This is a genomic window from Saonia sp., from assembly GCF_056326165.1.
In genome coordinates, this window is the sequence record NZ_JBWFBN010000002.1 from 58,477 (window position 1) to 74,515 (window position 16,039).

Below are 16,039 nucleotides of genomic sequence, written 5' to 3' on the forward strand. Positions count from 1 at the left end.
GAATGTATTATATTTAAGATAACAAAATTACATAAACTTATTTTATAGGTTGTTTTTAAGTTATGTTAATTAATTTTTATAGGATTATTCTTTAAATGTCAAAAAAACCTTATCTTAATGAGGTCTTTTTAGACATCCTAACCAATTAAACTATAAAATAAAAAATATTAGTTTGAATAAAATTGATATACACGCATCACTAAAAAAGTATTTTGGTTTTTCTAATTTCAAAGGACTTCAGGAAGGTGTTATTCAAAACATAATTCAGGGCAATGATACTTTTGTAATTATGCCGACTGGCGGGGGCAAATCCCTTTGTTATCAGTTACCGGCTTTAATGCAAGAAGGTACAGCTATAGTAGTTTCACCATTAATAGCTTTAATGAAGAATCAGGTAGATGCACTCCGAGGCGTTTCATCTGAACATGGAGTTGCGCATGTGTTGAATTCATCATTGACCAAAACGGAAATTAAAACAGTAAAAGAAGATATAACTAGGGGAGTAACAAAGTTACTGTATGTGGCACCAGAATCTTTGACTAAAGAAGAGAATGTAGAGTTTTTAAGAACGGTGAAACTATCTTTTGTTGCTATAGATGAAGCGCATTGCATATCGGAATGGGGGCACGATTTTAGACCAGAATATAGAAATTTAAGAGGTATTATTGGTCGTTTGGGTGATAACATCCCAATAATTGGGCTTACTGCTACGGCAACACCAAAAGTACAAGAAGATATTATTAAGAATTTGGGTATTGTTGGTGCTAAAGTTTTTAAAGCATCTTTTAATAGACCCAATTTGTTCTATGAAATAAGACCAAAAACACAAAATGTTGACGGGGATATTATTCGTTTTATAAAACAGAACGAAGGAAAATCAGGCATCATTTATTGTCTAAGCAGAAAAAGGGTTGAAGAACTGGCACAAGTTTTACAAGTAAATGGAGTAAGTGCAGTTCCTTATCATGCTGGTTTTGATGCTAAAACACGATCTAAGTATCAAGATATGTTTTTGATGGAGGATGTAGATGTGGTGGTAGCTACAATTGCTTTTGGCATGGGAATAGATAAACCAGATGTTCGTTTTGTAATTCATCATGATATTCCAAAAAGTATTGAAAGTTATTACCAAGAGACAGGCAGGGCCGGTCGTGATGATGGTGAGGGGCATTGTTTAGCATTTTATTCGTATAAGGATATAGAAAAATTGGAAAAGTTTATGTCTGGGAAACCTGTGGCAGAACAGGAAATAGGAAATGCCCTGTTACAAGAAATAGTGGCCTATGCAGAAACTTCCATGTCTAGAAGAAAATTTATTCTACATTATTTTGGAGAAGATTTTGATGAAATAAATGGACCTGGTGCCAATATGGATGATAATACCCGCAATCCAAAGGAAAAAGAGGAGGCCAAGGAAAATGTAGTGAAAGTTCTTACTGTTATAAAAGGAACTAAAGAAAAATTTAAATCCAAGGAAATTGTGAATGCGTTGATAGGTAAGGTAAATGCCTTGATTTCTTCGCACAAAACAAATGAAAAAGATTTTTTTGGTATTGGAGATGATAGGTTAGGAAATTATTGGATGGCATTGATTCGGCAAGCCTTAGTTGCGGGATTGATAAGAAAGGAAATAGAGCAGTACGGAATTTTGCATCTTACACCAGAGGGCGATAAATTTCTGGAAAACCCTACCTCTTTTATGATGACCATGGACCATGTATATAACAAGGAAAATGATGATGCTATAGTAAGTGCTGCCAAGTCTGGCGGAGGTGTTGCAGATGAGAGCTTATTAAAATTGCTAAAAGGCCTAAGAAAAAAACAGGCCACTAAATTAGAAGTACCTCCTTTTGTAATTTTCCAGGATCCTTCCTTGGAAGATATGTCTCTTAAATACCCTATTTCCATGCAGGAACTTATTAATATACATGGGGTAGGCGAAGGGAAAGCAAAGAAATATGGGAAACCATTCATAGAAATGATTGCTTCTTATGTTGAAGAAAACGAAATAATTAGACCAGATGATTTGGTGGTTAAAAGTACAGGAGCTAATTCTGCCCTTAAACTATATATCATTCAAAATGTGGATAGAAAATTACCCTTAAGTGATATTGCCTCTGCTAAGGGTATGGAAATGAAAGAACTTGTTAAAGCCATGGAACAAATTGTCTTTAGCGGTACAAAATTGAATATTGACTATTGGATAGACGATATTTTAGATGAAGACCAGCAAGAAGAAATCCATGAATATTTTTTAGAAGCTGAATCTGATGATGTAGAAGCTGCGATTGAAGAGTTTGATGGTGATTATGAAGAAGAAGAACTAAGGCTGTACCGTCTTAAGTTTATGAGCGAGGTTGCGAATTAATATATTATGGTGCTAAAAGTTTAAAAGGATATATATCCAAATTTCTAAGAATAGTAAAAATTATCATAATTGCTAAAATCAGTAATGGGGCTTTTGGTTGATAGAGTATATTATAGTACTCTCTTTTATTTTTAAATTCCAAAAATTTAATGACCCCATTATAAACTACAAGCAAAATAGCTGGGATAAACAACAAATTATGTCTTACTGCTCCAAGAATATCCAAATGAAGAAGTTTATGAAGCGCCCTTTGACTCCCACATCCTGTGCAATAGATACCAGTAGTGTAATATAATGGGCATTTTGGAAAGAGTTTTGTTGAAGTGGGGTTAATAAAAAAATAAAGGAGTATTGTTACTAATAACAACACTCCTCCTGCTATATAAATAGTTTTTAAAAATTTACTACCCATTGGCTAAACCAGCAAAAATTGCAACTCCAAAAATTGCAATATATAAAACCCAGAAAAAAGCTGCGATTCCAATTCCAATTAATGCCCACAATTTTGCATTTTTTGATGCTCTCTCAGCTACTTCGTATTCACCTCTTGCATAGGCTTCATTAACTTTTGAAGAGTACACTATACTTGCAATTCCTGTTGGTAAGCAACACATAACTGTACAGATTATTGCTAAGGCCAAATGATTACTTGGCTTTGGTATATTATGATTGTTATCCATATTTTAAATAAATATTGTATTAGCTTCCTTGCATTTCTTGTAATTGCTCCATGTACTGCTCCATCATTTCATCATACATTCCTGTAGATTTCGCATAGAAATAAAAGGCAACGATTATAACACTTAATACCAGTCCTATTATTGCTATTGTTTTAGCAGTTTTTAGTTGACTAAAATTTGAATAATTTTCAGGACTTTCTTGATATAGTTTTTCATCTTTTTTAGTTAAGAAAAATGCAATTCCAGCTAAAATAATACCTCCAAAACCAGAAGTACAGCAGCAACCTATAAATGATAGAATTCCCAAAACTAGGGCAATAGTTACGTTAGGTAATTTTTGTTGTTCCATAATAAGTAAGTTTAATTAAAAGAATTTTAAAATATAGTTGGTTAATATTAATGCAACACTGGATACACTTAAAGCAATTATTATTTTATTTGCATGCTTAACTTTTACAAAGTTGTTTATTGCAAGAAAACCAAACAATAAGATGAGAGTATATATTGCTGGATACATTTTAAAGGCCGCAATAAAATCTCCCTGCAAGATTAAAGAAGCAGAACGCTGAATACCACATCCAGGACATTCTATCCCAAATAATTTTTTATTGAGACAAGGAAGCATATACTTTTCTGATACTGCCAGTAATGTTAACAAATGCAATTTCATTATACCATTGTTCGCAAGCCGAAAAATACTATTATTTTTGGGCGTATGAAAACAAAAAGAACCATTTATTTTGCCCTAATCCTGCTTGGTGCTCTAATTATGGGTTTTGGTAAAGCGTATATAAAAAGTGAATATGCTCTTTCAATTGGAATAGTTTTATTGATGTTTGGAATCTATAAATCCTCGCAAGCATGGTCAGCTTCCAATAATAATGATTAACTTAATGAAAATGAATGAATTTATAGTAGGCGACAGGGTAGAGGTTCTTGATGATACAATAACTGGTATTATCATCAGTATGGATGGAGATTCAATATTAATTGAAACAGGTGATGGATTCCAAATGAGTTTTTTGGCAAGAGAATTGGTGAAAATTTCAGAAAATACTAGTATTAGGGTAACAAATTATGAAGTAGCTAGAATAAAAAAAGAAAAAGAAATTCCTAAGAAACCTAAGCAGTCACTTATAAAGTCCAAAGAACGTAATGCACCTAAAATGGAGGTAGATTTACACATTCATCAATTGGCCCAGTTTACCAAGAACATGAGTAATTATGAGATGCTAAATTTACAAATGGAAGCTGCAAAAAGGCAATTGGACTTTGCTATTAGAAAGCGAATTCAAAAAATAGTGTTTATTCATGGAGTTGGAGAAGGTGTTTTAAAAGAAGAGCTTTATTATCTTTTTAAGAAATATGAGAATGTGAAATATTATGATGCCGACTATCAAAAATACGGGCTAGGAGCAACGGAAGTCTATATTTATCAGAATAGCTAGTTGCTTTGTTACGGTTTAGTGATTACCTCACCAAATTCGTTGATTCTTAAGTCGGTTATGCGACTACCACTTTCCGTAACCAAAGAAATACCACTGAGTTTAATATCGTGTAAATACGAAACCCCATCCTCATGCAGTGTTGTAGTTATTAAAACTTCTCCATCTTCGGCTTCAATTTCATCTTCTACAATGGGTTCAGTTGGTGGAATTACATCACAAAAATAATTCTTGCTTACTTTGTCAGAAAAAATACGGTACGTAATTTTTGATTGCCCAGGGACAGTACTTATAATGGTTCCATCAGACACTTCATTTTTAAGAAGACCATTTTGAAGATTTAAAATAAGAGCCTCATCGTCATTGATTTTAAAAAAAATACGAGTTGCCGTGGTTACGGTACTTTCACATTGTTGGATTGTACTTTCATCAAAATCTAAAACCTCTATTTGTAAATCACCATCATTACAGCCTAATAGGGAAAAAAGAAGGCAGAAAAAAAGAAATTGTTTCATGTTTCAAATTTAATGGAAATATTGGGGATATTCCTAGAGGTTTCATTTCATTTAGGGAGAAATTAACTTTATTTGAAGTAATTTTGACAAGTTTTAAAACGCTTTATACGTAATGGAAAAAGTTTATTTGGACAATGCCGCAACTACTCAAATAAGGGAAGAGGTTCTTATTAAAATGCAAGAATCCTTGGCCAATTTCTATGGAAACCCATCTTCTACGCATAGTTTTGGGCGGTCAACAAAAACTGCTATTGAAAAAACCAGAAAGACCATTGCCAAATATTTAAATGCCCATCCTGCAGAAATTATTTTTACTTCTGGTGGTACAGAGGCAGACAATATGATTTTAAGAGGTGCTGTTCGTGATTTAAGTGTTAAAACAATAATTACCTCTAAAATAGAACACCATGCTGTTTTGCATACAGCTGAGGAGCTTGCAAGCGAATATAAAATTGCTTTACATTTTGTGGATTTAGATGATTTTGGTAACCCTAAAATCTCTCATTTAGAAGAATTATTAAAAAAAGATGATACCAAAAAATTGGTAAGCCTTATGCATGTTAATAATGAGATTGGCAATAAAATTGATATTGAAGTTATTGGTAATCTTTGTGGGGAGAACAATGCTCTTTTTCATTCGGACACTGTACAGTCAGTTGGTCATTATTCATGGGATGTACAGGCCATTAATATTGATTTTTTAACAGCTGCTGCTCATAAATTCCATGGTCCTAAAGGAATTGGTTTTGCTTATATTAAAAGAAATAGTGGCTTAAGACCTTTAATTTATGGAGGAGCCCAAGAACGTGGATATAGAGCGGGGACTGAAGCCTGTCATAATATAATTGGTTTAGAAGAAGCCTTTATAGCTGCCTATGATAATTTGGAAGAAGAAAAACCCTATGTGGAGGGTTTAAAAAAGTACTTTATTGAGAAGGTTAGAACAGAATTACCAGCTGTAAAGTTTAATGGTCATTCTGGAGATATGGAAAAAAGCACATATTCCTTAGTAAATGTGTGTTTGCCTTATAGTCCAGAAAAATCATTAATGCTACTTTTTCATTTGGATATAAAAGGTATAGCATGTTCCAAAGGAAGTGCTTGCCAATCTGGGAGTGATAAGGGCTCACATGTACTTACAGAAATTTTATCTGAGGAAGAATTAAAACAACCTTCTATTCGTTTTTCTTTCTCTAAATACAATACAAAGGAAGAGTTGGACTATGTGATTGGGGTTTTAAAGGAATATGCCAAGGATTAGTTCTTCCTTCTATCTCGAGGTTTTTCTTTGTCATAAGGAAATTTTTTCGTGGCCTTTTTCATCATACCATCAATTAAATTGGTAGTGTTCTTGCCAGATTTTTTATTGATTTCCTTTTCATACTTCCATAGTAATTTACCAGTGGACCCGTCACTTATTTTGATGCCTATTCTGCCATAATTGGAAACACCCAGAATATAGTCTACTATACTTAAATTGGTATTGATGCCTTCTGAAAGCAAAATGTTAAGGTTTAGATTTCCACTGATAATCCCATCAACCCCTAATATTTTGGTAAGCTCCTTAACTGTATATATATCCAGATTTTGGTAATTGATGTTGTTCTGGGCCAAAATGGCATTGGTATTCTTTATATTTTGAAACTCCACAGAAAATTTCTTTCTTTTTTTTCTTTTGGAAAAGTATGTTTCCAAAGCATCTTGTACAGCATATCCTTCCCTTTCACCCAATGATTTTATTTCATTTTTAGAAAAGTTCTCTTTTAGGTCCAAATGTGTAATAAAAGGAAGGATAGCCAAAACCTTATGGTCCTTGCTTAAATCATCAAAACGTCCACTTTCGTATATGCCTTTTTGGGCCTGTATTCCCAATCCACAAAAAATAAAGAATAGAACTATATATTTTTTCATAATGCAAGACTAAAACCTCATGCTCACTTTTAGGTTCAAAACACGTGTTGTCATAAAGTTGGGTATGGCAAATTGTTGTTTACTCTCAACATCTCTTACCCATGTATTGGTTATGGAATTTTGATTATTGAACAGATTAAAAATTTCTGCTCCAATACTTAATTCCTTAAAACGATATAACCAGTGATTTTCTGAATACGAATCATTTCCATCTACAAAAATATGGGAAATTCCTAAATCTGCCCTTTTATAATCCCTTAATTTGGATTGAAAAATATATGGGTCGGCATAACTCGGGGAACCACCTGGCAATCCTGTATTGTAAACCAAATTTAAGTACATCTTTAAATTGGGAATACTTGGCACATAATCTTGGAATAACACGCCAAACTTTACACGTTGATCTGTAGGTCTAGAGATGTATCCTCTTCCATTAATGTTTTCTTCGGTTTTTAAAAATCCCAAACTCACCCAAGAATCTGTTCCAGGAACAAAAGCGCCGTTAAGACGTATTTCTGCTCCATGAACATAAGCTTTCGCATTGTTATTGGCAGCATACCGTATTCTAACATCCTCTAATGTATATGGGTTTACATTATTTAATTTTTTATAATAGACTTCGCTCACTAATTTAAAGGGCCTGTCCCAAAGAAGAAAACTAAACTCATTTCCTAAAGCTAAATGGATTGCTTTTTGTGCTTTTACATTGGGCTGCACTGCTCCATTTACATTTCTTAGTTCTCTATAAAAGGGTGGTTGATGATACATACCTGTTGAAAACCTAAAAAGCATGTCTTTACCCCAATTAGGTTTTATTGCGAACTGTCCTCTAGGGCTGAAAACTAAATGGGACGTTTTTGAAATGTTCTCACCGCTTACGGTCCAATGGTGTGACCTAATTCCAATATTATAGTAGATATCGTGCTCATTCCAGAGAGTTTGCTTCCCATATTGGACAAAGCCAGAAAAACGATTGGTTTTTATAAAATTTAGAGATTGCACTCCCTCATAAGGTACTATGGGAGCATTAAATGGTTCTTCTGGTTGGTTATTAATAAAATCTGGATTTGGTGGTCTAATAGAGAATCCAGCTGAATCAATAAACTCAGATTCCCTTAATTGATCACGAATATCTTCATGTGTATATTTAATGCCCCATTCCCATGTATTATTTTCTTTGGAATGAAGTCCTTTGTGAGAGATGTTGAAAATAAGCGCATCCAAATCATTTCTGGCCCTATTGAATTGCGAACCTATACCTCTTGATGCTGTTACTTCCCCTAAATCCTCACTCCCTAAATCGGTGTTTACGGAGCCCAATTCATACTGAGCAATAATATCAGAATACTCCTCTTCAGTTGTATGATAGATAGATGAAATAAGTTTTAAGTTGGTATGTTCATCAACAATATAGGTGCCTTTTAGGGCTCCTAAGGCAGTACTGAATTTGTTGTTTTCATTCCCTTGATAAAAAACTAACAAGGCTTTTGGGTTATTAAAGGTTCCAAAATTCGTTTGCCTTGTCAATGGTTCATTTTGATACTGGTTTAGGGATATATTTCCTAAAAAATTCAAATTAAATTTATTGGAAAAACGATAAGTCATAAAGCTTTGTGCGTCCACAAAAATGGGATTAAAATTGCTTTTTGTTTGTTGGCTATTTACCAATAATCCATTATTTCTATACCTAAAGCCAGTAATACTAGAAAACTTTTTGTTTTTGTCAATGGTTTCTAGAGTGGCATTGGCACCTAGCAAACTAGCACCAACCTGTAAGCCAAATGATGTTGGGTTTTTATACGTAATATCCAATACAGATGAAAGTTTATCACCATATTTGGCTTGGAACCCTCCTGGAGAAAAACTCAAATCTTGGACCATATAGCTGTTTACAAAACTTAAGCCTTCTTGTTGTCCAGAGCGTACCAAAAATGGTCGGTACACTTCAATTTCATTTACATAAACTAAATTTTCATCATAATTTCCTCCACGGACGGCATATTGGGTGCTTAGTTCATTGTTAGATGATACTCCTGGCAATAGTTTTAGAATGTTCTCAATCCCAGCATTGGCTCCTGGAATATTCCTTACTAGTTGTGGCGAAATATTGGTAATACCTTCTACACTTTTTTTTCCGTCAGGAGTCACTATAATACCGTCTATCTGAATCACATCCTTTTTCATAACAGGATTAAATTCAAATACTTCATTTGAATTAAGAATTAAATTCTCTAGAACAACGTTTTTATGCCCTATGTGTGAAAAGGTTAAATTTATTTTTGTGTCTGATACTATTTGTAGACTGTAATAACCATCTGTATTGGTAGAAGTGCCGGTTTCTTCTACTGAAATATTTACATTGGTAAGTGGCACATTATTTTCATCAAAAATCACCCCAGTGATGGTTGCTGTTTGGGCATAGGTAACTCCTATACAACATAAAAAAAGGAGTACTAAAAAAGTTTTAAGACAATTCAATTGTTTATTTTCTGAAAAAAGTACTTGTAAAGGTACTGGAATTACCAACATTATCTGTAACGACAACTTTTAAGGTACATTGCTTTTTGTCCAGAATTATATCATCAAAATTATAGGTAAGTGTATTGGTCTTTGGTTCGTATTCCATTAATATCCATTCGCCATTTAAGGTAGCAGAATAACTATCTATTCCGCTTAGGTCATCAGAAATATGAACGCTTAAATATTTATAATTATTGAGCCATTGTTTTTCTTTAAAATTCTTGGGTCTAATTTTGGGCGCAATCGAGTCTTTTGCTAAAGTGTAAGTACCTAAATTACGGGTACGGGTAGTAAAGTTTGCGCCTCTTTTGTATGTTGAGGCATAGTTGGGATTCATTTTGCTATCCAATCTAGCTATAAAAAATTGTTTTCGTTCCTCAGTAGAGTATTTAGATACGTCAAAAGTGATGGTGAAATTTCTATGTGCAGGCACTTGATTGTTGTGAATGGCAACCGTATCATTATCCTTTTTTAAATCAATATAAAAGTTTTCATAAAATGTGTTGGCAGGGAAATACACTTGGGCCGCATCCAAATCGTAAGTGTTAGGTTTTTTTGCAATTAGATAGGTGTCTGTTTGGTTTATTTCCTTTGCAACTTTTATTTCTTGTTGTTTTCCTTCAACTGGAATTATTACCTTGGTGGTGTTTCCTTCAATATCCGAAATTTGCAACTCTATTGTATAGCTAAGGCCGTTCTTCACAGTAATCTTACCATCATTTTGCAAGGTGTTATATACACTTAAATTGTTGCCAGCTGTTCTAAAGCATTTTTGTATTCGTTGTCTATATTTTCCAAAATGAGCATAATCAATAAACGTGTTTATATAGCGGGTTTCTGCGAAAGAAAAAGTTTCAAAATCATAATCCGTATACACTTTTCCATTGACTAATTGTTTTACAACATAAACTCCATTTTTATTGGCGGCCAAATCTTGCCTATCAAAAGCGTTAAACCCAAAACCAATGGTGCCAATGGCGTTGACTTTATCTGCCAAAAAAGAACCATCTACTTGCTTTGTAAAATTTAGCTGAACTTTTTCTTGACTTTGATTCAATTGAGCATCTTCGGAAAGAGGGTATCCGAAAAGACCTAATAATGTTGGGTTGGTAGCGTCCCTAACATCCAAACCATAAAGTAAGGGATTGGTAGGTCTTTCGGTAATACTGCTTCGGATTTCAAAATGAAGGTGCGGCCCAGATGAACCTCCCGAGTTACCTGTAAAGGCCATTACTTTGCCTTTTTCTACTTTAAGCTCTCCAAAATCTGGAAAAACTTCTACTTCATACGATTTTTTATTATACTGGGCTTCTCTTATATAAGCTTCGATCTCTGGAGAAAATTTTTGTAAATGTGCGTAAACCGAAGTGTAACCATTTGGATGAGCAACGTACAATGCTTTTCCATATCCCCAGTGAGATATTTTTATTCTAGTTACAGTGCCATTTTCTATTGCATAGATTGGTAGCCCTTGTCGTTGCTGTGTTTTAATATCTATTCCAGAATGAAAATGGTTGGAACGCAGTTCACCAAACGTACCGGCCAATATCAATGGAATATCCAAAGGTGACCTAAAAACATCTTGCGGATACTTGTTTTGGGCTTGGGAATAAAAAGAGAAAAGTAGAAGAAAAGCTAAAAAGTATAGTCGCATAGTTTATGATAAGTTGTTACGAAAGTAATTAAACCTATTCAATTGATAAAAAAACCTTTATTTGTAAAATGTATAAGGTCAGATGGAGTAAGACTTTGCATAGTACTTAAAGTATTGCTTAAAGAATAATTGAAAAAACTATTGCTAAGTCGTTAGATGTATGTTAACTTTGTGTAAAACGCATTGCAGTTTGTAAATGAGTGAATTAGTTGATATTGTTGATTCTTTAGAGAATAAAATTAGCAAGTTGTTGCACAAATTAGAGTTGCTTAACAGTGCTAATACTAAACTGGAAGAAGAATTAACCTCAATAAAAAACGAGCATATAACAACTACAAGTTCTATAAATGAATGGGAAGAAAAGTACAATTCATTAAAGTTGGCAAGCTCAATGCTGGGTAGTAATACAAACAAAACAGAAGCTAAGCATAAAATAAATACGTTAATTAGAGAGTTGGACCATTGTATTGCCCAACTTGCTGAGTAAATGTTCAAAATAATATGGCAGAAAAGCTGAAAATTAAGCTTTCCATTGCAGATAGGGTATATCCTTTGACCATTGACCCGAGCCAAGAAGAAGGCTTGCGAAAAGCTGCGAAGAATATTGAGCAATTGGCCAAGAAATTTGAACAAAATTATGCCGTTAGGGACAAGCAAGATGTATTGGCCATGTGCGCATTACAGTTTGCCTCTAAAATTGAGCAAAAAGGAATAGACCAAATGGAAAATACCAACGAGGTCACAGAACGCTTAAAGGCATTGAATAATTTAGTTAGTGCTAAACTTGATATTAAATAAGTTCTTTTAAATAACATAAAGTTACTGCCCACATTGGTAATTAATTTTTGACAGACTCAACGCTAATTTGTTTAAAAAGGGTGAGTTTAGGTTGTAAAAGCAAGCCTTCTTGTAAAGGATCCTTGAGCAAGCTGTTAGCCCTAAACCTGTTTATTGGAGTTTGTACAAAACTTCCATCAATGTGGGCTTTTTTTTATATAATTCTAAACAACTATGGACACTAATACATTAATAATTATTGCCGCTCTTGTAGGTCTTGCAGTAGGTTTTATCATCGCAAAATTTATGGAGAAGGGTAAAGCCTCTAAAACCATTGCTAGCGCAAAGAAAGAGGCAGCTTCAATTTTAAAAAGCGCAAATATAGAAGGAGAGAGCATTAAGAAGGATAAAATATTCCAAGCCAAAGAAAAATTCTTGGAACTTAAGGCGGAGCACGAAAAGGTAATTATCAATAAAGACAAAAAAATAGGGGAAGCTGAAAAACGTATTCGGGACAAAGAATCGCAAGTAAGCAACGAGGTGGCAAAAAACAAAAAACTTAACGAACAGCTAGAAAGTAAAATAAAAGATGTTAACCATAAGAGTGAATTTTATGAGAAGAAACAATCAGAACTTGAAAAACTTCATAAAAGTCAGGTACAGCAATTAGAAGTTATTTCGGGCTTATCCGCCGAAGATGCAACGGCACAATTATTAGAGTCCTTAAAAGAGAAGGCAAAGTCTGATGCCATGGCGTATACGCAATCCGTAATGGAAGAAGCTAAGCTAACGGCAGAGCAAGACGCAAGAAAGATTGTAGTACAGACCATACAACGTATAGGTACAGAAGAAGCCGTTGAAAATTGCGTGTCTGTTTTTAATTTAGAATCTGATGATGTTAAGGGAAGAATTATTGGGAGGGAAGGTAGAAATATCCGAGCCTTGGAATCTGCCACAGGAGTAGAAATTATTGTAGATGATACTCCAGAGGCTATTATCCTTTCTTGTTTTGATTCCGTTCGTAGAGAGGTTGCAAGATTGTCTCTTCATAAATTGGTGACAGATGGTAGAATACACCCTGCACGTATTGAGGAGATTGTAAAGAAAACTGAGAAACAAATAGAACAAGAAATTGTTGAGGTTGGTAAGCGTACCGTTATAGATTTAGGAATCCATGGATTACATCCAGAATTGATTAGGGCAGTTGGTAGAATGAAATATCGTTCTTCTTACGGACAAAACCTTTTGCAGCACTCTAGAGAAGTAGCTAAACTTTGTGGGGTTATGGCAGCAGAATTGGGATTAAATCCAAAAGTGGCCAAACGTGCTGGACTTTTACATGATATAGGCAAAGTACCAAATACAGAATCTGAGGTGGAAACACCACACGCTATTTTAGGGATGCAATGGGCAGAGAAGTTTGGAGAAAAACCAGATGTATGCAATGCCATTGGTGCTCACCATGATGAGATAGAAATGAAAACACTTATTTCTCCGATAGTGCAGGTTTGTGATGCTATTAGTGGTGCTAGACCAGGAGCAAGGCGACAAGTATTGGACTCTTATATTCAACGTTTAAAGGACTTGGAAGATATAGCTTTTGGCTTTGGTGGTGTGCAAAAAGCATATGCCATACAAGCTGGTAGAGAACTTAGAGTAATTGTAGAGAGTGAAAAAGTGAGCGATGATAAAGCTGCACAACTATCTTTTGAAATCTCTCAAAAAATACAAACAGATATGACTTATCCTGGACAAGTTAAGGTTACTGTCATTAGGGAGACAAGAGCAGTGAATGTGGCGAAATAAGTTTTTAAATGGCAATGTGGCTTGGTGGCGTTGTGTAAAATTTCCTGTAGTGAGGGAGTAGCCAAGTTGAGAAGCAACATAGGTTTGTTTTCTGCTGAATTTGTCCAAAAATCACTTTACATAGTGTTTCTATATCTCATCATTATTTTATGAGAATCAAGCGTTTTTTTATGATAATAAATGATGCTTTTATCAATGGGTAGAGTAGGAGCTTCTACTAAATTGGCAATAGTATCTGAAAATAAAACTTTTGGTATTGAAAATTCAGATATAGAATTGTCTCTAACCGCAACACATATTTCAAAAACCGTATCTATTGTAATTTGGCCTTTCAAATATCGTGTAAAATATAATTCCAAATTATCACTACTTATACAAGGGGCATAATAAATATAATTTGAATCATTAATGTTTTGTAAGATTGATGCAGAATTTGGAAGCGTTCCAAAAGTTGAATCACTGTCCTTTTTTGCAATACCCAAAGTTGTTTCACAAGGACCTTGACAATTTACGTCATCAAACCTAGCATTGTTAAAGTACAAATATTGTCCATCTAAACTTATCCTATGATCCATTATTAACCAACCAGGAGTATTCATATTAAAATCACCCTGTACTCTTCCAATATCACTAACATTCCCATTACTAAAAGTCCCGTGAAAAAGATTATTTAATTCGGTAGGATAATTTCTTGTTGATGTCCAATAAAAATTCCCATCAATATCCATATCAGCAACTGCATCTAAATGAGGTGTCGCTGTTTGATTTGTACCTGCTAGCTCTCCAATATAATTAAAAATTGAATCATTGATTTTAGTTGCATAATATAGTTTTGTATTTATACCATCATTAATATTATTAAAAAACAGATAGTCTTCACTTGGTGATATAAAGGGTTCCATGGCATCAAAGGATAAACCATTAATGGTCTCAATTTCAGAATCAAATGAAGGATATAACAGTGCTTTAGTAGTGTTATCATCATTGGATGAACATGAAATAACAAGTAATACTAAAAATGCAAATATTGAAAGCGAGCTTATTCTCATTTTTTAAATTATTGACATTGCTCCACTATGTAGACTGGGGTTCAGCTTCTTAAAAATAGTAAAATTATTTGTACATTTTTTAAAAGACAAAGAAAAACCTGCCTTCCGAGTTCAGTGAGTACATGGGCTCCTTAAAAAAACTAACTTAGAAATTCCTTTTGAAGTAGTTGGCAGATATTTTTACTTATTTCTTGTTTTTTTCTTCTTATACACATTTTTTTTTGCCAAATCGTTCTCGAACCAAGTGAAATCATCTTCATAGAATTTTTCAAAATCGGGGACACTTATATGGCCAGGATGTGGAGCATAATAATGAGTCTCGCTTCGGCTGTCATTGCGCCAAACCAAAACATAGGATAATCGCAAGTCTTTAGCCTTCATTACTTTTAACAAAGATTCTGTCCACCAAGTAGTATTGGGAATGCCCTCTAGTCCAGTCTCAGTAAAGGCGGCTAGTTTTTTGCTTTTTTTTGCATAATCTGATACTATTCTTAATTTTTTAATGGCAGTGTCCAAATCATAACGGTCTCGGCCCATATCGGCATAATTGTCCATCCCAACCATATCTACCCATTCATCTCCAGGATACCTTTCCAAATATTTTTCTTCGGTATTAAACTTATTGTCGGGTGAAAACGCCCATATAAAATTGTGCACATTTTTCTGGTCTCTTAAATAACTGGCAGTAAATTTCCATAACGTCTTAAATTCATCCACAGTACAGTGACCAGCTCCCCACCAAAACCAATCTCCATCAAACTCATGGTATGGTCTAAAAATCATGGGTATAAGCTCTCCATTTTTTCCTCTACAACTATTGGCCCATTCTGCAATGCTGTCCAAAATTTCTTTGTATTTATCATGGGCATCACCATTAGGGATTAACCTGCGTACTACGGGTGTAGAAATAGAATCTTGCCAATAGAACCCTCCTGGCCCAACGGGATTGTAAAAATGCCAAGCAATGGTAATTACACTTCCTCTATTATAGGCATCTTCCACTACCTTTTTTAATCTGGCTTTGTATTCTTTTGGATTTCTGCCAGTAAATCCACTAAAGTCTACGCCAATCATTCCAGGGTGGGAGCCTACAACAGATTTAACATCGGACCTGTTTTCATCACCATACCAACCACGACCATATTCTGTTGCATGTTGATGGGCAAAAATTGTTCCTTTTTTTTGAATTTTTTTTAAGCTTTTAAATAGTTTTTTTGTTTCCCTTGTGGCTTGGTCGTCCATTAATTTCCATTGGGAATTTCCTTTGGTACCCATAAACAGTATCATTAGAACTGATAGAATAAATGTTCTCAT

General features: G+C 34.2%; 17 protein-coding genes and 1 other RNA gene. 8 read left to right on the forward strand and 10 right to left on the reverse strand.

Annotated features, from left to right (window positions below):
* The first annotated feature begins 166 nt into the window (after positions 1 to 166).
* Positions 167 to 2,368 (forward strand): RecQ family ATP-dependent DNA helicase, encoded by a 2,202-nt coding sequence (locus AC000W_RS02960; protein ID WP_474746234.1) that lies wholly within the window; start codon positions 167 to 169, stop codon positions 2,366 to 2,368.
* 4 nt (positions 2,369 to 2,372) lie between these two features.
* On the opposite strand, the gene AC000W_RS02965 is transcribed toward AC000W_RS02960, so the two are convergent.
* The 4 genes from AC000W_RS02965 to AC000W_RS02980 are packed head-to-tail and all read right to left on the reverse strand — an operon-like array spanning position 2,373 to position 3,718.
* A complete protein-coding gene (locus AC000W_RS02965; RefSeq protein ID WP_474745889.1) occupies positions 2,373 to 2,780 on the reverse strand; it encodes a DUF2752 domain-containing protein in 408 nt (135 codons plus the stop codon).
* Positions 2,773 to 3,048, reverse strand: a complete 276-nt coding sequence (locus tag AC000W_RS02970; RefSeq protein WP_474745891.1) for a CD225/dispanin family protein — start codon at positions 3,046 to 3,048, stop codon at positions 2,773 to 2,775. The genes AC000W_RS02965 and AC000W_RS02970 overlap by 8 nt, the downstream gene beginning before the upstream one ends.
* Before the next feature lie 19 nt (positions 3,049 to 3,067).
* Positions 3,068 to 3,397: a CCC motif membrane protein gene (locus AC000W_RS02975; protein ID WP_474745892.1), complete on the reverse strand. Its 330-nt coding sequence runs from the start codon at positions 3,395 to 3,397 to the stop codon at positions 3,068 to 3,070.
* 15 nt (positions 3,398 to 3,412) lie between these two features.
* Positions 3,413 to 3,718, reverse strand: coding sequence for a DUF2752 domain-containing protein (locus tag AC000W_RS02980; protein ID WP_474745894.1), 306 nt, complete (start codon positions 3,716 to 3,718; stop codon positions 3,413 to 3,415).
* 45 nt (positions 3,719 to 3,763) lie between these two features.
* On the opposite strand from AC000W_RS02980, the gene AC000W_RS02985 reads away from it, so the two are divergent.
* Both AC000W_RS02985 and AC000W_RS02990 read left to right on the forward strand, forming a co-directional pair.
* Entirely contained in the window at positions 3,764 to 3,937 is a 174-nt protein-coding gene (locus AC000W_RS02985; protein ID WP_474745896.1) for a hypothetical protein, read from the forward strand.
* 10 nt (positions 3,938 to 3,947) lie between these two features.
* Positions 3,948 to 4,496 (forward strand): Smr/MutS family protein, encoded by a 549-nt coding sequence (locus AC000W_RS02990; protein ID WP_474745897.1) that lies wholly within the window; start codon positions 3,948 to 3,950, stop codon positions 4,494 to 4,496.
* An 8-nt stretch (positions 4,497 to 4,504) separates the two neighbouring features.
* Here AC000W_RS02990 and AC000W_RS02995 read toward each other — a convergent pair whose 3' ends face one another.
* A complete protein-coding gene (locus AC000W_RS02995; protein ID WP_474745898.1) occupies positions 4,505 to 5,008 on the reverse strand; it encodes a hypothetical protein in 504 nt (167 codons plus the stop codon).
* Positions 5,009 to 5,120: 112 nt separating this feature from the next.
* Here AC000W_RS02995 and AC000W_RS03000 point away from each other — a divergent pair, with 112 nt between their 5' ends.
* Positions 5,121 to 6,269 carry a cysteine desulfurase family protein gene (locus tag AC000W_RS03000; protein ID WP_474745900.1) on the forward strand — a complete coding sequence of 383 codons (1,149 nt, stop codon included), beginning with the start codon at positions 5,121 to 5,123 and terminating at the stop codon, positions 6,267 to 6,269.
* On the opposite strand, the gene AC000W_RS03005 is transcribed toward AC000W_RS03000, so the two are convergent.
* The 3 genes from AC000W_RS03005 to AC000W_RS03015 are packed head-to-tail and all read right to left on the reverse strand — an operon-like array spanning position 6,266 to position 11,093.
* Positions 6,266 to 6,919: a hypothetical protein gene (locus AC000W_RS03005; RefSeq protein WP_474745902.1), complete on the reverse strand. Its 654-nt coding sequence runs from the start codon at positions 6,917 to 6,919 to the stop codon at positions 6,266 to 6,268. The genes AC000W_RS03000 and AC000W_RS03005 overlap by 4 nt on opposite strands.
* A 9-nt stretch (positions 6,920 to 6,928) precedes the next feature.
* Positions 6,929 to 9,448 (reverse strand): carboxypeptidase-like regulatory domain-containing protein, encoded by a 2,520-nt coding sequence (locus tag AC000W_RS03010; RefSeq protein WP_474745904.1) that lies wholly within the window; start codon positions 9,446 to 9,448, stop codon positions 6,929 to 6,931.
* Positions 9,402 to 11,093: a M23 family metallopeptidase gene (locus tag AC000W_RS03015; protein WP_474745906.1), complete on the reverse strand. Its 1,692-nt coding sequence runs from the start codon at positions 11,091 to 11,093 to the stop codon at positions 9,402 to 9,404. Before AC000W_RS03015 ends, AC000W_RS03010 begins: the two co-directional genes overlap by 47 nt.
* A gap of 196 nt (positions 11,094 to 11,289) precedes the next feature.
* Between AC000W_RS03015 and AC000W_RS03020 the strand changes: the two genes are divergently transcribed.
* The 4 genes from AC000W_RS03020 to rny all read left to right on the forward strand — a co-directional run bounded on the left by AC000W_RS03020 (position 11,290) and on the right by rny (position 13,676).
* Positions 11,290 to 11,580: a hypothetical protein gene (locus tag AC000W_RS03020; protein WP_474745908.1), complete on the forward strand. Its 291-nt coding sequence runs from the start codon at positions 11,290 to 11,292 to the stop codon at positions 11,578 to 11,580.
* A 14-nt stretch (positions 11,581 to 11,594) separates the two neighbouring features.
* Complete coding sequence (locus AC000W_RS03025; protein ID WP_474745910.1) at positions 11,595 to 11,891, forward strand: cell division protein ZapA; 297 nt, start codon at positions 11,595 to 11,597, stop codon at positions 11,889 to 11,891.
* Between the two features lie 54 nt (positions 11,892 to 11,945).
* Positions 11,946 to 12,053: non-coding RNA, 6S RNA (ssrS, locus tag AC000W_RS03030), on the forward strand.
* Between the two features lie 51 nt (positions 12,054 to 12,104).
* The gene (gene rny, locus AC000W_RS03035) at positions 12,105 to 13,676 is read left to right on the forward strand and encodes a ribonuclease Y (protein ID WP_474745912.1); all 1,572 of its coding nucleotides are present in this window, start codon (positions 12,105 to 12,107) and stop codon (positions 13,674 to 13,676) included.
* Positions 13,677 to 13,792: 116 nt separating this feature from the next.
* On the opposite strand, the gene AC000W_RS03040 is transcribed toward rny, so the two are convergent.
* Both AC000W_RS03040 and AC000W_RS03045 read right to left on the reverse strand, forming a co-directional pair.
* Complete coding sequence (locus AC000W_RS03040; RefSeq protein WP_474745914.1) at positions 13,793 to 14,725, reverse strand: hypothetical protein; 933 nt, start codon at positions 14,723 to 14,725, stop codon at positions 13,793 to 13,795.
* A 180-nt stretch (positions 14,726 to 14,905) separates the two neighbouring features.
* Complete coding sequence (locus AC000W_RS03045; RefSeq protein WP_474745916.1) at positions 14,906 to 16,039, reverse strand: glycoside hydrolase family 26 protein; 1,134 nt, start codon at positions 16,037 to 16,039, stop codon at positions 14,906 to 14,908.